Annotated in this window: 19 protein-coding genes; 15 read left to right on the forward strand and 4 right to left on the reverse strand. The window is 65.9% G+C overall.

Annotated features, from left to right (window positions below):
• Nucleotides 1-214 precede the first annotated feature (214 nt).
• Genes ACFO3A_RS10375 through ACFO3A_RS10385 form a run of 3 tightly spaced genes read left to right on the forward strand, consistent with a single transcriptional unit; the run spans nt 215 to nt 2,749 of the window.
• A complete protein-coding gene (locus tag ACFO3A_RS10375; RefSeq protein ID WP_377726128.1) occupies nt 215-985 on the forward strand; it encodes an ABC transporter substrate-binding protein in 771 nt (256 codons plus the stop codon).
• Nucleotides 966-1,976 (forward strand): FecCD family ABC transporter permease, encoded by a 1,011-nt coding sequence (locus tag ACFO3A_RS10380; protein WP_377726130.1) that lies wholly within the window; start codon nt 966-968, stop codon nt 1,974-1,976. Before ACFO3A_RS10375 ends, ACFO3A_RS10380 begins: the two co-directional genes overlap by 20 nt.
• On the forward strand, nt 1,973-2,749 hold the full coding sequence (locus ACFO3A_RS10385; RefSeq protein WP_377726131.1) for an ABC transporter ATP-binding protein: 777 nt from the start codon (nt 1,973-1,975) through the stop codon (nt 2,747-2,749). Before ACFO3A_RS10380 ends, ACFO3A_RS10385 begins: the two co-directional genes overlap by 4 nt.
• Nucleotides 2,750-2,865: 116 nt before the next feature.
• Here ACFO3A_RS10385 and ACFO3A_RS10390 read toward each other — a convergent pair whose 3' ends face one another.
• Entirely contained in the window at nt 2,866-3,099 is a 234-nt protein-coding gene (locus ACFO3A_RS10390) for a hypothetical protein (RefSeq protein ID WP_377726133.1), read from the reverse strand.
• 258 nt (nt 3,100-3,357) lie between these two features.
• On the opposite strand from ACFO3A_RS10390, the gene cobO reads away from it, so the two are divergent.
• Complete coding sequence (cobO, locus tag ACFO3A_RS10395) at nt 3,358-3,927, forward strand: cob(I)yrinic acid a,c-diamide adenosyltransferase (protein ID WP_377726134.1); 570 nt, start codon at nt 3,358-3,360, stop codon at nt 3,925-3,927.
• Nucleotides 3,928-3,931: 4 nt separating this feature from the next.
• The gene (locus tag ACFO3A_RS10400; RefSeq protein ID WP_377726136.1) at nt 3,932-4,468 is read left to right on the forward strand and encodes a methylated-DNA--[protein]-cysteine S-methyltransferase; all 537 of its coding nucleotides are present in this window, start codon (nt 3,932-3,934) and stop codon (nt 4,466-4,468) included.
• Here the strand turns inward: ACFO3A_RS10400 and ACFO3A_RS10405 are convergent.
• Nucleotides 4,461-5,159: a class I SAM-dependent methyltransferase gene (locus ACFO3A_RS10405; protein ID WP_377726138.1), complete on the reverse strand. Its 699-nt coding sequence runs from the start codon at nt 5,157-5,159 to the stop codon at nt 4,461-4,463. The genes ACFO3A_RS10400 and ACFO3A_RS10405 overlap by 8 nt on opposite strands.
• Nucleotides 5,160-5,359: 200 nt before the next feature.
• Here ACFO3A_RS10405 and ACFO3A_RS10410 point away from each other — a divergent pair, with 200 nt between their 5' ends.
• The 3 genes from ACFO3A_RS10410 to aroC are packed head-to-tail and all read left to right on the forward strand — an operon-like array spanning nt 5,360 to nt 10,809.
• Nucleotides 5,360-7,591: a two-component system response regulator gene (locus ACFO3A_RS10410; RefSeq protein ID WP_377726139.1), complete on the forward strand. Its 2,232-nt coding sequence runs from the start codon at nt 5,360-5,362 to the stop codon at nt 7,589-7,591.
• Nucleotides 7,557-9,671 (forward strand): PAS domain-containing sensor histidine kinase, encoded by a 2,115-nt coding sequence (locus tag ACFO3A_RS10415; protein ID WP_377726141.1) that lies wholly within the window; start codon nt 7,557-7,559, stop codon nt 9,669-9,671. The genes ACFO3A_RS10410 and ACFO3A_RS10415 overlap by 35 nt, the downstream gene beginning before the upstream one ends.
• Nucleotides 9,672-9,714: 43 nt before the next feature.
• Complete coding sequence (aroC, locus tag ACFO3A_RS10420; RefSeq protein WP_377726143.1) at nt 9,715-10,809, forward strand: chorismate synthase; 1,095 nt, start codon at nt 9,715-9,717, stop codon at nt 10,807-10,809.
• Nucleotides 10,810-10,913: 104 nt separating this feature from the next.
• Here the strand turns inward: aroC and ACFO3A_RS10425 are convergent, their stop codons facing one another.
• On the reverse strand, nt 10,914-12,416 hold the full coding sequence (locus ACFO3A_RS10425; protein WP_377726145.1) for an NAD(P)H-hydrate dehydratase: 1,503 nt from the start codon (nt 12,414-12,416) through the stop codon (nt 10,914-10,916).
• 4 nt (nt 12,417-12,420) lie between these two features.
• Complete coding sequence (locus ACFO3A_RS10430) at nt 12,421-13,824, reverse strand: amidase (RefSeq protein ID WP_377726146.1); 1,404 nt, start codon at nt 13,822-13,824, stop codon at nt 12,421-12,423.
• Nucleotides 13,825-13,994: 170 nt separating this feature from the next.
• Here ACFO3A_RS10430 and rpsB point away from each other — a divergent pair, with 170 nt between their 5' ends.
• From rpsB to ispC, 7 genes are all read left to right on the forward strand, one after another.
• Nucleotides 13,995-14,750 (forward strand): 30S ribosomal protein S2, encoded by a 756-nt coding sequence (gene rpsB, locus ACFO3A_RS10435; protein ID WP_377726148.1) that lies wholly within the window; start codon nt 13,995-13,997, stop codon nt 14,748-14,750.
• A gap of 128 nt (nt 14,751-14,878) precedes the next feature.
• Entirely contained in the window at nt 14,879-15,772 is an 894-nt protein-coding gene (gene tsf, locus ACFO3A_RS10440; RefSeq protein WP_377726150.1) for a translation elongation factor Ts, read from the forward strand.
• Nucleotides 15,773-15,828: 56 nt separating this feature from the next.
• Nucleotides 15,829-16,551 carry a UMP kinase gene (gene pyrH / locus ACFO3A_RS10445; RefSeq protein WP_377726151.1) on the forward strand — a complete coding sequence of 241 codons (723 nt, stop codon included), beginning with the start codon at nt 15,829-15,831 and terminating at the stop codon, nt 16,549-16,551.
• 72 nt (nt 16,552-16,623) lie between these two features.
• Nucleotides 16,624-17,184, forward strand: coding sequence for a ribosome recycling factor (frr, locus tag ACFO3A_RS10450; RefSeq protein ID WP_377726153.1), 561 nt, complete (start codon nt 16,624-16,626; stop codon nt 17,182-17,184).
• A complete protein-coding gene (gene uppS, locus ACFO3A_RS10455) occupies nt 17,185-17,910 on the forward strand; it encodes a polyprenyl diphosphate synthase (protein ID WP_377726155.1) in 726 nt (241 codons plus the stop codon).
• A 129-nt stretch (nt 17,911-18,039) separates the two neighbouring features.
• Entirely contained in the window at nt 18,040-18,891 is an 852-nt protein-coding gene (locus ACFO3A_RS10460; RefSeq protein ID WP_377726157.1) for a phosphatidate cytidylyltransferase, read from the forward strand.
• Nucleotides 18,892-18,928: 37 nt separating this feature from the next.
• Nucleotides 18,929-20,113, forward strand: coding sequence for a 1-deoxy-D-xylulose-5-phosphate reductoisomerase (gene ispC / locus ACFO3A_RS10465; RefSeq protein WP_377726159.1), 1,185 nt, complete (start codon nt 18,929-18,931; stop codon nt 20,111-20,113).
• The last annotated feature ends 8 nt before the right edge of the window (nt 20,114-20,121 follow it).

The following is a 20,121-nucleotide window of genomic DNA, read 5'->3' on the forward strand; positions in this document are numbered from 1 at the left end:
CTCCCATGGTGATTTTTATCTAAAAGAATAGCTTGCACCGCTGATTTTATTAGGAAATATTGATTAAATGAATAGAAAAAACAATCAGATATTGCGGTGGTTGCTATCAATTGTGTTTTTTTGTGAAACCGTTGTTGCTTTTGCGCAGCCAGTGCAGGCAGCGGTGCATGGCGCTGGCGTGGATGGCTTGGGGCGGCCGGTCGTGCAGGGTGCAGTGCCTCAGCGTATCGTCAGCCTGCAACCGGCGTTGACCGAGGTGGTCTGCGCCTTGGGCGAGTGCCAGCGCCTGGTCGGGGTAGACCGTTATTCGAGCTGGCCTGCCGAGGTGATCGCTGCCCTGCCGGTGGTCGGTGGCGGGCTGGACCCCAGCCTGGAGGCGATCGTGGCGCTCCAGCCCGATGTGGTCTTGCTGACCCGCGCGGCGCCGATTCGTCAGCGCCTGGAGGCCCTGGGGGTGCGCACGCTTGCCTTGGATGCAGAAAACCAGGCCGGGGTCGAGCGCATGGTGCATTCCCTGGCGCTGCTCCTGGGCAAACCCCGGGCGGGCGAGCGACTGTGGCAGCGCGTGCAGGCGTCCATCGATGCCACGGCCCGTGCCCTGCCTGCGGATATCCGGGGCGTGCGCGTGTATGTGGAGGTCAGTCGTGGGCCGTATGCCGCCGGCACCAGCTCCTACATCGGTGAAATCCTGACCCGCATGGGGGCGGTCAATATCGTCTCGCCGGACATGGGGGCCTTCCCCCTGGTCAGTCCCGAATTCGTGCTGCGCTCGGCCCCCCAGGTGATGATTCAGGGAGATGCCGATACGCCCCGGCCGCCGGGGTGGGAAGGCCTGGAGGCCGTGCAGGCGCAGCGCATTTGCCGCTTTGCGCCGGAGCAGGTCAATATCCTGCTGCGCCCCGGCCCCCGGATGGATGAAGCCGCCCAGCTGCTCGCCCAATGCCTGCTGGAGAAAGCCCCCCGCCATGCCCCGGCCAGCGATTAAGCACGTGCGGGGGCTGGGCATCGCCCTGGTGCTGGCCAGCGTGGGCTTGCTGATCGTCGGGGCGGCGGTCGGCAGCACCGGGCTGGAGAGCCTGTGGCACTGGCAGGGCGATGCCATTGCCCGGCAAATCGTCTGGGAAATCCGCCTGCCTCGCAGCCTGGGCGCCTGGCTGGCGGGGGCCTTGCTGGGGCTGGCCGGGGCTGTTTCGCAAGGGCTGTTTCGCAATCCTTTGGCCGATCCGTATTTGCTGGGCAGCGCCTCGGGGGCGGCCCTGGGCAGCGCTGTGGCCTTGGTGTTGGCAGGCGCAGCCCCTGCCGGGGTGCTGTGGCTGGCCCGTCTGGGGATGACGGGGATGGCTTTCCTGGGCGCCGCTGCCGCCGTTTTCCTGGCGCTGTTGCTGGCCCAGGGGGCGCAGCAGGGGTTGCGTCTGCTGCTGGCCGGGGTGGTCGTTGGCGTTGTGCTGGGGGCGGTGCGTGATGTCCTGGAACTGCGCTATCCCGACATCCTGCAACCCATGAAAGCCTTTGGCCTGGGCAGCACGGCCTTTGTCGGCTGGGCGGCCTGCGCCTTGATGCTGGGCGTCTGGCTGGTGTGTGCCGGGGCGGCCTGGGTGCTGGCCCGTGCTCTGGACGGCCTGGCCCTGGGCGAGGCCACTGCCGCCAGCCTGGGGCTGCCGCTGGTCCCCATGCGGCTGGGCCTGATTGGCGTTTTGGCCCTGGCCACCGGTACGGCGGTGGCGCAGACCGGGCTGATTGCCTTTGTCGGCCTGGCTGCGCCGCATGTGGTGCGCAGCCTGGTGCAGGCGCCCCACCGCAGCAGCGTATTGCTGGCCAGCATGATGGGGGCGGTGCTGCTGCTGGCGGCGGACATCCTGGCCCGGGCGCTGCTGGCGCCGCAGGAGCTGCCGGTGGGCGTGCTGACGGCCTTGCTGGGGGGCAGCTACCTGCTGCTGCTCATGTACCGGCGCCGTGCGCGGGATTGGTCGTCATGAGCAAGGCTGCCGTACACGCGCTTCGCGCCGCGTCGGTGGGCGTCCGGATGCACCAGCGCTGGATTCTGGAAGGGGTGGATGTGGCCATTCCGCAAGCTGCCTGGACGGCCATCGTCGGCCCCAACGGCGCGGGCAAATCGACCTTGCTGCGTGCCCTAGCGGGGTTGCAGCCGCTGGCCCGGGGCCATGTTGAACTGCTGGGCCAGCCCCTGGTGCAATGGGGCCGCCGGGCCAAGGCACGACAACTGGCCTGGCTGGGGCAGGGGGAAGCCGTTCCCACCGATTTGAGCAGCTATGACGTGGCCATGCTGGGCCGCCTGCCGCACCAGGGCTGGCTGGCCACGCCCAGCACGGCCGACCATGCCGCCGTCGCCCAGGCGCTGCACGCCACCCACGCCTGGGCGTGGCGCGAACGGCCCCTGGCGCAACTGTCCGGCGGCGAACGCCAGCGCGTGCTGCTGGCCCGTGCCCTGGCCACGCAGGCCCCGGTGCTGCTGATGGACGAACCCCTGGCCAATCTCGACCCGCCGCACCAAAGCGACTGGATGGCCACCGTACGCCAGCGCACCGCCCAGGGCGCCACTGCGGTCAGCGTGCTGCACGAGCTGGGCATTGCCTTGCAGGCCGACCGCCTCATCGTCATGCAGGCCGGGCGTGTGCTGCACCAGGGGGCCACTGCCGATGCGGCCACCCGTGCTGCGCTGGAGGCGGTGTTCGATCACCGGATTCGTGTGCGGTGGATGGAGGGGGGGTGGATGGCGTTGTTGAGATAAAAATCAAAAAAAGAAGCTTCTACCGATTGTTATTCAAAGGATTCAGATATTTTTGTATCTGAAACCATTTAAATACCAGCGGTAGAAGCTCCTTTATTGGTAGCTTGGACAGGTTCTTAAAACTTGTACCCCGCCTGCAAAGTCCCCGTCACCCCTTCCTTCTGCCCAAAGTAGCCTTGCACGCCCACGCCCAGCGTCAGCGCTTGTTTTTCAGCGGGCGTACGTTCAGCCCCAGCTCCACCAGAACCGCTGTCGCCCTTCATACTGGGCGCGTCGATCGGCACGTTGTTGGTCGTGGCGCGGCCTGCGCGGGTGTGGCAGGGGAAGCCGGATGCAGCGCCAATCGCCAATCAGGGCGACAATCTGTGCCTTAGAACGTGTTCACGATCTCCACGCGGGTGTGCAGTCGCGGCCTCGGGCGGTCTGCGGCGTTGCAAATCCTCGCCATGGCTGCGGTTTGCGTCTAGCAGCCCATCCCGATCCGCTTCCCGCACCCCTTCGCGCCGAGATCGTAAACACGTTCTTATGGCGGTCTGCCGCCCGGCGCCTGCGGCCAGCAATATCCGTAACAACCCGATCAACCCCTTGAAAGACAAGCGCTAATAGCTATGGAAACCATTGCACCTCCCACCGAAAAACCCTATGAAAAACCCGAGGGCGAGCGCCGGGGGCTGGTCATCGTGAATACCGGCGACGGCAAGGGCAAAAGCACTGCGGCGTTCGGCCTGGCGTTTCGTGCCCTGGGGCGGGGCAAGGCGGTGAAGGTGTACCAGTTCATGAAGGTGCCCAGCGCCCGTTTTGGCGAGCATCGGCTGGCCGAGCGCGTGGGCCTGTCGGTGGAGGGGCTGGGCGATGGCTTTTCCTGGGACAGCAAGGATTTGGCGCATTCCGCGCAACTGGCCCGCGACGGCTGGGCCAAGGCGCGGGCGGATATCCTGTCGGGCGAGCAGTTTCTGGTCGTGCTGGACGAGGTGACCTACCCGCTGATCTTCGGCTGGCTGCCGCTGCAGGAGGTGCTGGAGACCTTGCAGCAGCGGCCCAGGGACGTGCATGTCTGCCTGACCGGGCGCGATTGCCCGCAGGAGATCGTTGCGCTGGCCGATACGGTGACCGAAATGAAACAGATCAAACACGCGTTCAACGCCGGTGTGCCCGCCCAGCGCGGGATTGAGGATTGATGCCATGACCCACTTGCATTCCATGACCATTCCCACCCCGCTGGGTGAAATGCTGGCGATTGCCAGCGACCGGGGGCTGTGCCTGCTGGAGTTTGCCGGGCAGGAGAGGCTGGAGCGGGAAGTCGCCCAGGTGCGCAAGGCCCGGGGCGCTGCCGAGGTGCCGGGGCAGACCCCGATCCTGGTGCAAGCCCGGGCGCAGTTGGCCGAATACTTTGCCGGACAGCGCCAGGCGTTTGATGTGGCCCTGGATCTGGTCGGGACGGATTTCCAGCAGCGCGTCTGGCAGGCCCTGCTGCGCATTCCGTTCGGCCAGACCTGGAGCTATGCGCAGGAGGCCCAGGTGCTGGGCCAGCCCAGCGCGGTGCGGGCGGTGGCCAATGCGAATGGGCAGAACAAGATCAGCATCATCGTGCCCTGCCACCGGGTGATCGGCAGCAATGGCACCCTGACGGGCTACGGCGGCGGCCTGCCGCGCAAGCAGGCGCTGCTGGCCCTGGAGGCCGGGCAGCACGATAGCCTGCGGGATTTTTGTCTTACTTGATTTTCTGTAGCAGCCGTACCAGCATGGGACGGGTGAAGTGGGCACCGTCTGCGCCGCAGTGGGGGGCAAACGCGGCGGCCACCCGGGCGGTGAGTTCGGGGGTGATGCGGTGGTCGGCAAAGCTGGGGTAGAGCATCCGGCGCTCGTACTCGGCAAAGTCGGCAAAGTGAACGGGGGTGTCGAAGCGGCGGCGGGCCACTTCGCGCCAGGGGCTGTTGGCGGTGGCCAGCGCCCGCTCCAGCGCGTCCTGTGCGGCGGCACGCACCAGTCCTTCGTCGTTGTACAGGCGCACGATGTCGTTCAGGGCGCCCACGTAGACCGGTTCGGAGACATAAAGGCAGCCTCCCGGGCGCAGCACCCGGGCCACTTCGTGCAAGGCGGTGTCCATGGCCGTCAGCGGGACGTGGTGCAGGGATTTGAGCATCAGCGCCAGGTCAAAACCGGCATCGCCCTCGGGGATGGCCTGGGCACCGGCAGCAGCAAAGCGCATGTGGGGGTGGCCCAGCGCCAGATTGCGGGCGTGCTGGATGGCGTCCACCTCCAGCCCCAGATAGTGGCAATGGGGAAACCGGGCCAGCAGCCCCTGGGCCAGGCGGGCGCTGCCGCAGCCCAGCTCGATGATGGCCGGGCCGGGCTGAGGCAGCAGGGCGGTGAGGATGTCCAGTTCGTCGGTGATCAGGGGAAGTTGCATGGCAGTGAGCGGAAAAGATCGTAAAAACGTTCTGTGAACAGGTTCTGAAAGGCAGACGGCTGCATCGTAGCGGCATGGCCGTGGGTATCCGCTGCAGAGGGTATGCCATTGAAAAAAACTAAATACCGGTTTTCACGCCTTTAAGATGGTAGAAAAAATAGGTATCAATGGTTACCAAGTGCCTTACCGAAAGCAGTTCCATGACCGATTGCGCAGCCCATGAAGACTTTGTATTCGTAGACGAGCCGGATGGCAGCGCTGCCGCCCCGCCGCGGGCTGCCTGGCACATTCTGGTGGTCGATGACGAGCCGGACGTCCACGCCGCCACCAGGCTGGCGCTCAAGGGACTGGAGATCGAAGGGCGTTCCCTGGCGTTCAGCCACGCGCATACGGTTCGGGAGGCGCAGATCCTGCTGGATGCGCCCAATGACTTTGCCGTGGCCCTGATCGACGTGGTGATGGAAACCGAGGACGCCGGCCTGCGGCTGGTGCGGTATGTGCGCGACAAACTGGCCAATAGCGCCTTGCGCATCGTGCTGCGTACCGGCCAGCCCGGTTATGCCCCCGAACTGCAGACGATTCAGCAGTACGACATCAACGATTACCGCACCAAGTCGGAGCTGACCCAGGTGCGGTTGTTCACCAGCCTGGCCATCGCCATCCGGGCCTATGCGCAGATCCAGCAGCTTGAATCCGGCCACCGGCGGCTGGCGCGGATTCTGGAGGCCACCCTGGCGCTGGGCAAGGCCACCACCCTGGAGGGGTTTGCGCAAAACCTGCTGGCGCGGCTGGATGCCCTGCTGGCAGGCCAGACCGAGGCGGGCGGGGAGCGTCGCAGGCCGGACGCCAACCGCATCGCCATCGCCTTGCAGCAGGAGGGCGCAGCGCCTTGCGTGCTGGTCGCCACGGCCCCCTGGCAGGACTGGGCCGGGCAGGCGCTGGACAGCCTGGGCCTGCAGCGGGGCATACGGCAATTGCAGCAGACCTTGCAGGCGCAAGACCACTGTTTTGACGACGGCATCCAGCTGTTCATCCCGAGTGCGCACGCCATGGCCCTGGCGGTGTGGGTCGATCTGCCCCGCCCGCTGCAGCCGCTGGAGCAAGGGCTGCTGGAAGTGTTTGCCAGCAATGTCTCGGTAGCGTTCGAGAATCTGCAGCTGTACCTGGACATCAACGAGCTGGCCTTTGTCGATGACCTGGTGGGCCTGCCCAACCGCAATGCCATGGTGGCGGCCCTGGATGCGCAGAAATACCCGCAAGGGGTGCTGGCCCTGCTGGACCTGGACGGGTTTGCCGATATCAACAGCGTGCTGGATGCACATTTTGGCGATGCCGTGCTGCAAGCCGTGGCCCGGCGGCTGAAGGCCGAGTTTGCCCCTGCCCGTGAAGCCGTGGTGGCCCGGGTCGGCGGGGACTTGTTCGGGGTGTACGGCCTGGCCTCGGCCATTACGCCGCAACGCCTGGCGCAGGTGTTTGCCCAGCCGTTTGCCGTCAATGACGGCGAGCCGCTGCGCCTGTCGGCCACGGCCGGGCTGGTGCAATCGCCGGGGGCGGGTGGCGTTGCTGCGCTCAAGGATGCGGGGGTGGCGCTCAAGCAGGCCAAGGGCATGGCCCGGGGAGGCAGCCTGTATTTCGACCCGACCCAGTCCCAGGCCGCCGGCCAGCGGATGCAGCTGCTCAACCGCTTGCGGGCGGCTTTTTCCGAGCAGCGGCTGTGTCTGTATTACCAGCCCTGCGTCGAGTTGCGCACCGGGCGCGTGGTGGGGGCCGAGTGCCTGCTGCGCTGGCAGACGGCACCGGGCACATTCATTCCCCCGGACCAGTTCATCCCCCTGGCCGAGCAGTCCGGCCTGATGCTGGCCCTGGGGCGCTGGGTGGTGTCCACGGCGCTGCATTGGCGCAAGCAGCTGTCGACGCAGGTGGCCGACGATTTCCGTGTGGCGATCAATGTGTCGCAGGTGCAGTTTGCCGAGCCGGACTTCGTGCCCCATTTCCTGGCGGCCATGGAGGCGGTCGGCGTATCGGGGCAGCAGGTGGAAATCGAGCTGACCGAATCGGTCGCCGTGGGCAATGTGCGTGAGCTGGAGGCCAAGCTGGCGCAGTTGCGCAGGGCGGGCATCCGGGTGGCGATGGACGATTTCGGGACGGGCTATTCGTCGCTGAGCATTCTGCAGCGCCTGGCCGTGGACAAGCTCAAGATCGACCGCAGCTTCGTCAGCGGGGGGCCGTCGGCGGCGGACAACTTTCAAATCGCCCACACCATCATCGGCCTGGCCCGGCACCTGCAACTGGCCACCCTGGCCGAGGGCATCGAAACCGAGGCCCAGCGCCAGGCCCTGCTGTCTGCCGGATGCGAGCTGGGGCAGGGGTATTTGTTTTCCCGTCCGCTGCCGCAGGATGACTTCCTGGTCTGGCTGGCCCAGCAGCCCTGAGGCCGCCATGGATGAAGAACTGCAACGCCTGCGCAGCATTCTGGACAGCCTGCAAGCGGGCACCTGGGAGTGGCACATTCCCAGCGATACCGTCATCGTCAATGACCGCTGGGCGCAAATCGTCGGCTATACCCTGCAGGAGCTGGAGCCGGTCACGGGGCGAACCAGCGTGGCGCTGTGCCATCCGGAGGACCTGAGCCACAGCAGCCAGCGGATGATGGCGTATTTTGCCGGGCAGACGCCGCGGTTCGACAGCGAGGTTCGGCTGCGCCACAAGCAGGGGCATTGGGTCTGGGTGCGTGACAGCGGCTGCATCGTCGAGCGCGACGGCACAGGCCGGCCCGTCAAGTTGGTGGGCGTGCGCCAGGACATCACGGAGCGCAAGCAGGCCGAGGAACTGGCCCGCAGCGAAGGGGATCGTTTTCTGGCCCTGGCCCGGGTTTCCAACACCGGGGTATGGGAGTGGAGCCAGACGCAGAGGCTGCTATGGGCCAGCCCGGAGTATTTCACCATGCTCGGGCGCAACCCGGGGGACTACGTCGGCCACCTGACCCTGGCCCAGGTCTGGGTGCCATGGCTGCATCCGGACGATCTGGAGCGTGCCACCCAGGCCTTTGCCGATTACCTGGCCGGTGGGGCCATCGGCATGTACGAGAGCGAGTTCCGGATGCTGCACGCCAATGGCTCGTGGGTTTGGATCTGGTCACGCGGCAGCGGTTTGTCCGATGCCAATGGGCTGCCCCAGGGGCGCGTGGTGGGCACGCACATCAACATCACCAGCCTCAAGCAGGCCCGCGCCCACCTGCGCGAGAGCCAGCAGCAACTGGAACTGATCAGCAACAACATCCCGGATGCCATGGTGTTCCAGCTCGATTGCGGGCTGGCGGGCGAACAGCGGTGCATGACCTACATCAGCCAGGGCGTGCAGCGTACCCACGGCCTGACTGCCGAGGCGGTGCAGCAGGATGTGACGCTGCTGTACCGCCAGCTGCTGCCCGAGGATGCCGTACACCTGCAGGAGATGGAGCGTGCCTGCATTGCCAACTTCAGCCATTTCAAGGTCGAGGCCCGCAGCCGCCTGCCCGATGGCAGCCTGCGCTGGTTCATGGTGTGTTCTTCGCCACGGCGGCTGGACAACGGCCATATCGTGTTCGACGGCATCGAGATGGACATCACCGAACGCAAACAGCACGAGCAGGAAATCTTTGCCCTGAACACGCGGCTGGAGCAGCGCGTACAGGAGCGCACTGCCGAGCTGCAGGCTGCACTGCAACGCCTGGAGCAGGCCCAGGAAGGGCTGCTGCAAAGCGAGAAGCTGGCATCGCTGGGGGCCTTGGTGGCCGGGGTGGCGCACGAGTTGAATACGCCGATCGGCAATGCCGTCACCCTGGCCTCGACCCTGCTGCAGGCCCACCGGCGCTTGCAGCAGCAGGTGGCCAGCGGGCTGACGCGCGGTGCTTTGAACGATTACCTGGTCGACGTGCAGGAGGGCGGGGAGATTATCGAGCGCAACCTGCAACGCGCTGCCGAGCTGCTCGGCAGCTTCAAGCAACTGGCCGTGGACCAGACCAGCACCCAGCGGCGCCGTTTCGACCTGCAGGCGCTGGTGCAGGAAATCGCCCTGACCATGCGTCCGGCCATCCGCAAGACCCGCCACCAACTGCACTGCACGATTGCGCCCGGCGTGACCATGGACAGTTATCCCGGCCCCCTGGGGCAGGTGCTGATGAACCTGATCGGCAATGCGCTGGTACACGCTTTTGCCGGCAATGCGCAAGGCAATATCTGGCTGCAGGGCGAACCGGTGGAGGAGGGCTGGGTGCGCCTGCGCGTCAGCGACGATGGCTGCGGCATCCCCACCCGGTACCACAAGCGGGTGTTCGACCCGTTTTTCACCACCCGGCTGGGCCAGGGCGGTTCCGGCCTGGGGCTGCACATCGTCTACACCCTGGTGACGGGGCTGCTGGGCGGGCGGATTGCGCTGGAAAGCCATCGGGGGGCAGGCACCTGCTTCCTGCTGGAACTGCCCTTGCACGCCCCCGCCAGCGCACCGGATACGGGGGCGGCGGCGCCCAAATAAGCGGGCCGGGGCCGCCGGGGCATCGGTGATAATCGGCGCCACTATGAGCGGCAATACCCTAGGCACCCTGTTTACTGTTACCAATTTCGGCGAATCCCACGGCCCGGCCATCGGCTGCGTGATCGATGGCTGCCCCCCCGGCCTGGCGCTGTCGGCCGCCGACATCCAGCACGATCTGGACCGCCGCCGCCCCGGCACCAGCCGCCACGTCACCCAGCGGCAGGAGGCCGACCAGGTGGAAATCCTCTCCGGCGTGTACGAGGGCGTGACCACCGGCACGCCGATTGCGCTGCTGATCCGCAATACCGACCAGCGCAGCAAGGACTATGGCGACATCGCCCGGCAGTTTCGCCCCGGCCATGCCGACTACGTGTACTGGCAGAAATACGGCGTGCGTGACCCGCGCGGCGGCGGGCGCTCGTCGGCGCGGCTGACGGCCCCCACGGTGGCCGCCGGGGCCGTGGCGAAAAAGTGGCTGAAGGAAAAATTCGGCACCGAGCTGCGGGCCTGCATGACCCAACTGGGCGAACTGCCCATCGCTTTTGAAAGCTGGGCGCATGTCGCCCACAACCCCTTCTTCGCCCCGGTGGCCGACGTGCAGGCGCTGGAAGACTACATGGACGCCCTGCGCAAGGCGCACGACAGTTGCGGCGCCCGCATCCGCGTGCAGGCCAGCAACGTGCCGGTGGGCCTGGGCCAGCCGATCTACGACAAGCTGGACGCCGACATTGCCTACGCCATGATGGGCCTGAACGCGGTCAAGGGCGTGGAAATCGGCGCCGGCTTTGCCAGCGTGGCCCAGCGCGGCACGGTGCATGGCGATGCCATGACGCCGCAGGGCTTTGCCAGCAACCACGCGGGCGGCGTGCTGGGCGGCATCAGCAGCGGGCAGGACATCGAGGTGAGCATCGCCATCAAGCCGACCAGCTCCATCCTGAGTCCGCGCCCTTCCATCGACATCGACGGCCAGCCGGTCGAAGTCGTCACCAAGGGTCGGCACGACCCCTGCGTCGGCATCCGTGCCGCACCGATTGCCGAGGCGCTGCTGGCCCTGGTGCTGATCGACCACGCCCTGCGCCACCGCGCCCAGTGCGGCGACGTGCAGGTGGCGCTGGCGCCGATTGCGGCCAGCTGCTGAGATTACATTTCCAAAAAAAGAGAGCTGTTTCCGCTGGTGTTTAAAAGATTTCAGGTATTTATCTATCTGAAATCGTTTATTTATCAGCGGAAGAAGCTCTTTTTTTAATACTGCATTTGCGCCAAGGCGCTGGCCGTCAAAGGGCGGTGTGCCGGCCACGCATCCGCCAGTTGCCCGTGCAGGTAGGCCGCATCGCTGGCGGTAGTGTGGCTGTCCTGGCCCTGGCTGGCCCACAGCGCGGCGATCATTCCGGCCAGCACATCGCCGGTGCCGCCTGTCGCCAGCCGTGCGTTGCCGGTGGGGTTGATGCGTGGCGGCTGGTTCGGGCTGGCCATGATGCTGCCGCTGCCCTTGAGCAGCACCGTGCAGCCGAGGGTATCGGCCAGGCTTTGTGCGGCAGTCAGGCGGTCGGCCTGCACCTCCTGCGTGTTGGTGGCCAGCAGCCGCGCGGCTTCCAGCGGGTGCGGGGTCAGGATGGTGGGCAGGCCGTTGGCCTGGCGGTTCTTCAGGCGCTGGCGCAGCACGGCATCGGTGGCGACGGCGTTCAGCGCATCGGCATCCAGCACCAGGCGGGCGCTGTGTTCCAGCACCTTGGGCAGCAGCGCCGCCACGCTGCTGCCGCCGCCACAGCCGCAGACCACGGTGCTGCTGCCCAGTTGCGCCAGAGCCGCCACCTGGCTGCGCAGCATGATTTCCGGCGTTTGCGGCAGGTGCGCGAGCTGGCCGTTGTCCAGCAGGTGCAGAAACACCCGGCCTGCGCCCTGGTGCAGCGCTGCCGTGGCGGCCAGAATCGCCGCCCCCTGCATGGCCGCGCCCGCGTGCAGCCCCTGGCCGCCGATGACCAGCACATCGCCAAAACTGCCCTTGTGGCTGGCGTGGCGGCGCGGTGCGGTGGGGGCGGGATGGTGCAGCCAGGCCGTCGGGGCGGGTGTGGGGACGGGCAGGTCGCTCACGCCCAAATCATCGAACCAGACCTGGCCCGCCGCATCGCGCCCGTCGGCGGTGAACAGGCCGGGCGGCAGGGCCAGCAGGCTGACCGTGTGGCGGCTGCGGTTGTGCATCGGCGCTTGCGGCGCGTACCCGGCCTGCCAGTGGCCGGTGTCGGCATCCAGCCCCGAAGGCAGGTCTACCGCCAGGCAGTGCGCCGCGCTGGCGTAGCTGTGCTGGAGCAGGGCGGCGATGCGCTCGTCCGCCGCGCCGGGGCGCAGGCCCAGGCCGAGCAGGGCGTCGATGATCAGGTCGTGCCCGTCCAGCGCGGGGGGCCTGTTGCTCCAGTGAATGCTCTGGTGCTGGGCCTGTTGCAGCGCAAGCAGGGTATCGGCGCTGCAATGTTCGCGCGTGCCCAGCCAGGTGACGGTAACGGCTCGCCCCCGGGCAGCCAGGGCGGCAGCGGCAACCAGACCGTCGCCGCCGTTGTTGCCGGGGCCGCACAGCACCCAGATGCGCCGGGCGTGCGGGGCCATGGCCTGGGCCACCTGGGCGCAGGCCGTACCGGCGCGTTGCATCAGGCTGGGCTGGGGATGCAGCGCCAGGGCGGCGTGTTCCAGGGCGCGGGTGCTGCGCTGGTTGAATAAAGGATGGGCGGCGCGGGGGAGCAGGGCGGGCATGGGATCAATCCGGCAAGGACAGCGGGCAGGCGGGCTGCGCACCCTGGCGCACGGCGTTGCCGAGCAGGCAGTTTTCGGCCAGCAGCCCCAGGGCAAGCAGGGTGTCGTCGCGCTCGGCGCCGTGCCAGAGCATCAGCCCCATCGGCAGTTCGCCGGGCAGGTGGCAGGGAATGTTCAGGGCGCAGCCATCCAGCATGTTCACCACGCTGGTGTTGCGCAGCAGCAGGCCGTTGGCGGTAAAGAAGGCGGCATCGCGCCGGGCATCCAGGGCCGGGTCGTCGCCGGTGGCCGGGGCCACGGCGGACAGCAGCGGTGCGGTGATCGGCGTGGTGGGACTGAGCAGGGCATCGAACCCGGCAATGCGGCGGTCGATCCGCGCCATCCAGTCCTGGCGGTTGCGTTGCAGGTGCAGGTAATCGGCGGCGGACATGCGCCCCCCGGCCTCGATGCGTTGGCGCACGCGCGGGTCGTAATCGGCAGCGTGCAGGGCCAGCAGGTCCCGGTGCCAGGCAAAGCTTTCTGCCGCCGAGAAGGTGCCGTGGGCGTTCAGCGCGGGCAGTTCCCGCAGTTCGGGCAGGTCGATTTCGACGATGTCGGCCCCGGCCTGGCGCAGCAGATGCAGGCTGCGGGCAAAGCCGTGCGCCACGGCGGGCGCCAGGTCGTCCAGCATGACATCGCGCGGAACGGCCAGCCGCCAGGCGGGCAGCGGGGCGGGGCTGCGCGTGATGCGCCGCGCCGCCAGGATTTCGTGCGCCGTAATGGTATCGCGTACGCTGCGCGTGATGGCGCAGGCCGTATCCAGCGTGGTGGACAGGGGCAGCGTGCCTTGCAACGGCACCCGGCTGGCGGTGGATTTGAAGCCGACCAGCCCGTTGAGCGCCGCCGGAATGCGAATCGACCCGCCCGTATCCGACCCCAGGCCCACCCAGGCGCTGCCGCTGGCCACCGATACTGCCGCGCCCGAGGACGAGCCGCCGGGCACGTACACCTCCCCCGGATCGTGTCCCCACAGCCCGTCCAGCGCGGCGGGCGTGGGGTCGTGCGGATTGGTGCCGACGCCGGAAAAGGCAAACTCCACCATGTGCGTCTGCCCCACGATGGCCGCCCCGGCAGCCCGCAGGCGGGCCACGGCCAGAGCATCGCTGATGGCAGGCGCTTGTTCGCGCAGGACTTTGGAGCCGGCGTGCGTGACCCAACCCTGCACGTCGAACAGGGCCTTGACCGAAACGGCGACCCCGCTCAAAGGCCGGTGCAGCGCCAGGGGCGCAGCAAGGCTGTCTTCCAGGTAGGTATAAGCGTGTCGGCAGGCATGGCTGCGGGCGCGTTCCTGGTTGGCCGCCAGGGCTGCGGCGACTGTGGTGCGGCCCTGCAGCAGCGCCGAGCGCAGGACAGTGAAATCTGAAATCATGGTTTATGCTAAACTCGGCAGGCTTTGCTACTTGCAGCTATGCGGGACGTGCAAAGCACATCAAGCGAAATAGCAAACCAGCTCCCATAAGGTGTTGTTGCTCCCTGTTTTTTGGCAGGGCAGCGGCAAAATCGAGCTGGATTTTAGACCTAACCTTCTGGAGTAACTCTATGTCCGTCACCATGCGCGAAATGCTGGAGGCCGGTGTCCACTTTGGTCACCAAACCCGTTTCTGGGATCCGAAAATGGCTCCCTTCATTTTCGGTCAGCGTAACAAGATCCACATCATCAACCTGGAAAAAACGCTGCCCATGTTCCAGGATGCGCAGAAATTTGCCAAGCAGCTGGCGGCCAAGGGCGGCACCATCCTGATGGTCGGCACCAAGCGCCAGGCCCGCGAACTGGTGGTCGAGCAAGCCCAACGCGCCGGCGTGCCTTACGTCGACCAGCGCTGGCTGGGCGGCATGCTGACCAACTTCAAGACCGTCAAGACCTCGATCAAGCGCCTGAAAGACATGAAGGCCCAGCAGGAAGCCGGTCTGGAATCCCTGTCGAAAAAAGAACAGCTCATGTTCTCCCGCGAGCTGGCCAAGCTGGAAAAAGACATCGGCGGCATCCAGGACATGAACGGCCTGCCGGACGCCATCTTCGTGATCGACGTCGGCTTCCACAAGATCGCCATTTCCGAAGCCAAGAAGCTGGGCATCCCCCTGATCGGCGTGGTGGATACCAACCACAACCCCGCTGGCATCGACTACGTGATCCCCGGTAACGACGACTCGGCCAAGGCCGTGGCGCTGTATGCCCGTGGCATCGCCGACGCCGTCCTGGAAGGCCGCGAAGCTCGCCTGAACGAGGTGGTGCAGGCCGTGTCCAGCGAAGGCACCGACGAGTTCGTCGAAGTGCAAGAAGGCAGCGCTGCCTAAGCACACAAGGTAAGCCTCTCGGCTGCCCTCAGGTGCATGACATGCACCGCAGAACAAAGTGGGGCTCTGGTAGCCCCCTTTTTGTAACTGCAATTTTTCAAGCATTGAACTGAATACGGAGAATCAAAATGGCTGCAATTACCGCAAGCATGGTGGCTGAACTACGCGCAAAGACCGACGCGCCCATGATGGAATGCAAAAAAGCGCTGACCGAAGCCGAAGGCGATATGGCCAAGGCCGAAGAGCTGCTGCGCGTCAAGCTGGGCACCAAGGCCGGTAAGGCCGCCAGCCGCGTGACGGCCGAAGGCGTGGTCGCTTCCTTTGTGGACGGCAACGTGGGCGCCCTGATTGAAGTGAACAGCGAAACCGACTTCGTTTCCAAGAACGACAGCTTCATCGCCATGGCCAAGGCTGCTGCCGAACTGGTCGCCAAGCACAACCCCGCCGATGTCGAAGCCCTGGGCGCCCTGGCCTACGAGCAGGACGGCTTCGGCCCCACCCTGGAAGAAGTGCGCAAGGGCCTGATCGGCAAGATTGGCGAGAACATGTCCTTCCGCCGCTTCAAGCGCTTTGCCGACAGCAACCTGGCGACCTACCTGCACGGTTCGCGCATCGGCGTGATGGTCGAGTTCGACGGCGACGCTGCTGCCGCCAAGGACGTGGCCATGCACGTGGCTGCCATGAAACCCGTGGCCCTGACCAGCGCTGACGTGCCTGCCGAGCTGATCGAGAAAGAGCGTTCCGTCGCTGCCGCCAAGGCCGAAGAATCCGGCAAGCCCGCCGAGATCGTCGCCAAGATGGTCGATGGCGCCGTGCAGAAGTACCTCAAGGAAGTGTCGCTGGCCGACCAGGTGTTCGTGAAGGCCGAGGACGGCAAGCAGACCGTGGGCGCCATGCTCAAGGCCAAGAACACCGCCATCAAGAGCTTCGTGCTGTACGTGGTGGGCGAGGGCATCGAGAAGAAGGCCGACGACTTTGCCGCCGAAGTGGCTGCCCAGGTGGCTGCTGCCAAGGGCGCCTGATCGGGCCTGAAGCGTACTGAATTTGCCCCCGTTTCATCTTTTTGCAGGAAATCACCATGAGCCAACCACAACCCGTACACCAGCGCATCTTGCTCAAACTCTCCGGCGAGGCGTTGATGGGTGAGGATGCCTTCGGCATCAACCAGGCCACGATCGAGCGCATGGTCGCCGAGGTGGCCGAGGTGGCCCGCGTGGGCGTGCAGGTGGCCGTGGTGATTGGCGGGGGCAACATTTTCCGGGGCATTGCCGGCGGTTCGGCCGGCATGGATCGTGCCACGGCCGACTACATGGGCATGCTGGCCACGGTGATGAACGCCCTGGCCCTGGCCGATGCCATGGGCAAGCAGGGCGTGACGGCCCGCGTGATGTCGGCCATCGACATCCAGCAGGTGGTCGAGCCCTACGTGCGTCCCAAGGCCCTGCAGTACCTGGAAGAGGGCAAGGTGGTGATTTTTGCCGCCGGTACGGGCAACCCCTTCTTCACCACCGACACGGCAGCGGCGCTGCGCGGCGCGGAAATCGGTGCGGAAGTGGTGCTGAAGGCGACCAAGGTCGATGGTGTTTATACTGCCGACCCCATGAAGGATCCGACTGCCACGCGCTACGCCCAACTGTCGTTCGACGAAGCGATCGTGCGCAATCTGGGCATCATGGACGCCACGGCCTTTGCGCTGTGCCGGGATCAGAAGCTGCCGATCCGTGTGTTCTCCATCGTCAAGCCGGGCGCACTGATGCGTGTGGTGATGGGCGAGGATGAAGGCACGCTGGTGACTGCCTGATCGCTTTTTTACGTTTCCTGGCCTTCCCTTGTGCAAGCAATGGAAGGCTGTTTGTTTTCAGAGGTAAGCCAAATGACCATTGCCGAAATCAAGAAAAATGCCGAAACCAAGATGGGGCAATCCATCGAGGCGCTGAAAAACAACCTTTCCCGCATCCGCACCGGGCGGGCCAGCCCGCAGCTGCTGGACACCATCCATGTGGATTACTACGGCTCGATGGTGCCGCTGTCGCAGGTGGCCAACCTGTCGCTGATCGATGCCCGCACCATCGGCGTGCAGCCCTGGGAGAAGAACATGGCTGCCAAGGTGGAAAAGGCCATCCGCGAAAGCGATCTGGGCCTGAACCCGGCCTCGCTGGGCGACCTGATCCGCGTGCCCATGCCGCCCATGAGCGAGGAACGCCGCAAGGAAATGACCAAGCTGGCCCGCACCGAAGGCGAAGCTTCCAAGGTCGCCGTGCGCAACCTGCGCCGCGATGCCAATGAAGGCGTGAAAAAGCTGGTCAAGGACAAAGAAGCTTCCGAAGATGATCAAAAGCGCAGCGAAGCCGACATCCAGAAGCTGACCGACAAGTTCATCGCCGAAATCGACACCCTGGTCGCTGCCAAAGAGCAGGACATCATGGCGGTGTAAATGCCCAGTTCCCAGGCCAGTAGGGCCGGTATCGTGCCGCAGCACATTGCCATCGTCATGGACGGCAATGGCCGCTGGGCTACCAGGCGGTTTCTGCCCCGCCTGGCGGGACATAAAAAAGGGGTGGATGCGCTGCGCCGCTGCGTGCGCCTGTGCATCGAGCGCGGCGTGCCGGTGCTGACGGTGTTCGCCTTTTCTTCCGAGAACTGGAATCGTCCGCAGGAAGAAGTCAGCGGCCTGATGGACCTGATGGCCCTGGCGCTGACGCGCGAGGTGCCCGAGCTGGCCCGCGAGGGCGTGCGCCTGCATTTCGTCGGCGAGCGGGCCAGCCTGTCGGACAAGGTGCAGGCCGGTTTTGCCCTGGCCGAAGCGGCCACGGCGCAGAACGGGACGTTGATCCTAAACATCTGCTTCAACTACGGCGGGCGCTGGGACATGGCCCAGGCCGCCGCCCAGGTGGCCGCCCAGGGCTTGGCGCTGACCGAAGAAAATATCAACGCGGCCCTGGCTCTGGCCCATGTGCCCGACCCGGATTTGCTGATTCGCACCGGCGGGGAACTGCGCCTGAGCAACTTCCTGCTGTGGCAGGCGGCGTATACCGAGCTGCTGTTCAGCGATCGGCTCTGGCCCGACTTCGATGCGGCCGACCTGGATGCCGCCATTGCCCAATTTGCCCAGCGGGAGCGCCGTTTTGGCCAGACTTCCGCACAGGTTACGGGTGAATAGTGAAATTGATAGCTTCTACCGCTGATCAAATAACGTTTTCAATGCTTTTAATGCCTGGAATCGTTGCTGGTTCAGTGGAAGAAGCTATATTTTTACCATCCTGCCCATTTTTTCAGAAGGACATCCCGGATGCTTAAACAGCGCGTTATTACGGCCCTGGTGCTGCTGGCGGTATTCCTGCCGGCACTGCTGCATCCCAACACCGCCGGGTTCAACGCCATCGTGGTCTTGATGGTGGCCGCAGGCGCGTGGGAGTGGGGGCAGCTGAACGGCGTCGGCACCGTGGCCACCTGGGCCAGTGCATTGCTGTTGGCCGGGCTGGGCGCCCTGGGCTGGGCGCAGGGCTGGCTGCTGGGCCAGTACCCGCTGCTGTGGCTGGTGGCCGGCAGCGCCTGGGTGCTGGGCGCGGGCTTTCTGGTGCGCAGCGGCGTGCCGGTATGGGCGCGGCTGCCGCTGGCGCTGCGCTGGCCGCTGGGCCTGCTGGCCCTGACTGTCGCCGGGCTGGCCATGGTGCAGGCGCGGGCGTTGGGGGTGAACTTCCTGCTTTCGGTGCTGCTGCTGGTGTGGGTGGCGGATGTGTTCGCCTATTTCACGGGCCGCGCCTTCGGGCAGCGGCTGGTCAAGGTCAAGCTGGCGCCCAGCATCAGCCCCGGCAAAAGCTGGGAGGGCGCCCTGGGCGGTGCCGTCGGCGTGCTGGTCATGGCCCTGGTGTGGGTGCGGTGCGATGCCGGCAATCAGCCTGCGTCCCTCAGTCTTTACAGCCATCTGGCACAGGCCGGCACCGGCTTTCTGGTGCTGTCCGCGCTGTTCCTGACGGCGATGAGCGTCCTGGGCGATCTGGTCGAATCGCTCATCAAGCGCAGCGCCGGGGTCAAGGACAGCAGCCAGCTCCTGCCCGGCCACGGCGGGGTGCTGGATCGCATCGACGCCTTGCTGCCGACCTTGCCGCTGGCCATGATGCTGGTCAGCTATGCCGCCTGAATCGCTTGAATTGCCAGATTTTTCAAAGAGTTTTCCTATGAAGCAACGGCTTACGGTGCTGGGTTCGACCGGCTCCATCGGCACCAGCACGCTGGACGTGGTGCGCCGCCACCCCGAGCAGTTTGAAGTTTTCGCCCTCAGCGCCGCCACCCAGGTCGATGCCTTGCTGGCGCAGTGCCAAGCCTTTGCTCCGCGCTATGCCGTGATGGCAAGTGCAGCACATGCCGCAGAGCTGGCGCGGAAATTGAAGGCAAACAACCTTGAAACCGAGGTGCTGCAAGCGGAAGATGCACTCGAAACCATAGCATCGCACGAGGATGTGGACACCGTCATGGGTGCCATCGTCGGTGCGGCGGGCCTGGCCCCCTGTCTGGCTGCGGCGCGGGCGGGCAAGCGTCTGCTGCTGGCGAACAAAGAGGCCCTGGTCGTCGGCGGCGCCCTGTTCATGGAAACGGTGCGCCACCACGGCTGCACGCTGCTGCCGATCGACAGCGAGCATTCCGCCATCTTCCAGTGCCTGCCCGAAGACCGCAGCGCCTGGGCGCAGCGCGTGCATAGCATCATCCTCACGGCCTCGGGCGGGCCGTTTCGCCAGCGCGATCCGGCCACGCTGCATACGGTGACGCCTGCGCAGGCGTGCAAGCATCCCAATTTCAGCATGGGGCGCAAGATTTCCGTCGATTCGGCCACCATGATGAACAAGGCGCTGGAGGTGATCGAAGCCCGCTGGCTGTTCGACATGGCGCCGCAGCAGATCCGCGTCGTCATCCACCCCGAGCAGATCGTGCATTCCATGGTGCAGTTGCAGGACAGCTCCATCCTGGCGCAACTGGGCACGCCGGACATGCGCGTGCCCATCGCCTGCGGGCTGGCCTGGCCCGAGCGCATCGCCAGCGGGGTCGAACCGCTGGACTTCACCCGGCTGGCGGCACTTACCTTCGAAGAGGCCGATGCCGTGCGCTTCCCCGGCCTGCACCTGTCCTGGCAAGCCTTGCAGGCGCCGGAAGGCACGACCACCGTCCTGAATGCCGCCAACGAGGTGGCCGTGGCCGCCTTTCTGGAAGAGCGCCTGCGCTTTGACCGCATCCAGGCCGTCAATCAGGCCACGCTGGCGCAACTGGTGCCCCAGGAGCGCCCCGGCAGCGTCGCCGCCTTGCTGGAACTGGACGCCCAGGCGCGTTCCGTGGCCGCCGCCCTGGCCCGGCGCTGGGCCGTGGGCTAAGGGGGCGC

This window comes from Comamonas nitrativorans (genome assembly GCF_042654765.1).
GTDB classification, from domain to species: domain Bacteria; phylum Pseudomonadota; class Gammaproteobacteria; order Burkholderiales; family Burkholderiaceae_C; genus Comamonas; species Comamonas nitrativorans.

Excerpts from the sequence above, each read along its gene's own strand:
- ACFO3A_RS10380 (WP_377726130.1), top strand. The coding sequence starts at position 966 with ATGCCCCGGCCAGCGATTAAGCACGTGCGGGGGCTGGGCATCGCCCTG.
- ACFO3A_RS10385 (WP_377726131.1), top strand. The coding sequence starts at position 1,973 with ATGAGCAAGGCTGCCGTACACGCGCTTCGCGCCGCGTCGGTGGGCGTC.
- cobO (WP_377726134.1), top strand. The coding sequence starts at position 3,358 with ATGGAAACCATTGCACCTCCCACCGAAAAACCCTATGAAAAACCCGAG.
- ACFO3A_RS10400 (WP_377726136.1), top strand. The coding sequence starts at position 3,932 with ATGACCCACTTGCATTCCATGACCATTCCCACCCCGCTGGGTGAAATG.
- ACFO3A_RS10405 (WP_377726138.1), bottom strand. The coding sequence starts at position 5,159 with ATGCAACTTCCCCTGATCACCGACGAACTGGACATCCTCACCGCCCTG.
- ACFO3A_RS10410 (WP_377726139.1), top strand. The coding sequence starts at position 5,360 with ATGACCGATTGCGCAGCCCATGAAGACTTTGTATTCGTAGACGAGCCG.
- ACFO3A_RS10415 (WP_377726141.1), top strand. The coding sequence starts at position 7,557 with ATGACTTCCTGGTCTGGCTGGCCCAGCAGCCCTGAGGCCGCCATGGAT.
- aroC (WP_377726143.1), top strand. The coding sequence starts at position 9,715 with ATGAGCGGCAATACCCTAGGCACCCTGTTTACTGTTACCAATTTCGGC.
- ACFO3A_RS10425 (WP_377726145.1), bottom strand. The coding sequence starts at position 12,416 with ATGCCCGCCCTGCTCCCCCGCGCCGCCCATCCTTTATTCAACCAGCGC.
- ACFO3A_RS10430 (WP_377726146.1), bottom strand. The coding sequence starts at position 13,824 with ATGATTTCAGATTTCACTGTCCTGCGCTCGGCGCTGCTGCAGGGCCGC.
- rpsB (WP_377726148.1), top strand. The coding sequence starts at position 13,995 with ATGTCCGTCACCATGCGCGAAATGCTGGAGGCCGGTGTCCACTTTGGT.
- tsf (WP_377726150.1), top strand. The coding sequence starts at position 14,879 with ATGGCTGCAATTACCGCAAGCATGGTGGCTGAACTACGCGCAAAGACC.
- pyrH (WP_377726151.1), top strand. The coding sequence starts at position 15,829 with ATGAGCCAACCACAACCCGTACACCAGCGCATCTTGCTCAAACTCTCC.
- frr (WP_377726153.1), top strand. The coding sequence starts at position 16,624 with ATGACCATTGCCGAAATCAAGAAAAATGCCGAAACCAAGATGGGGCAA.
- uppS (WP_377726155.1), top strand. The coding sequence starts at position 17,185 with ATGCCCAGTTCCCAGGCCAGTAGGGCCGGTATCGTGCCGCAGCACATT.
- ACFO3A_RS10460 (WP_377726157.1), top strand. The coding sequence starts at position 18,040 with ATGCTTAAACAGCGCGTTATTACGGCCCTGGTGCTGCTGGCGGTATTC.
- ispC (WP_377726159.1), top strand. The coding sequence starts at position 18,929 with ATGAAGCAACGGCTTACGGTGCTGGGTTCGACCGGCTCCATCGGCACC.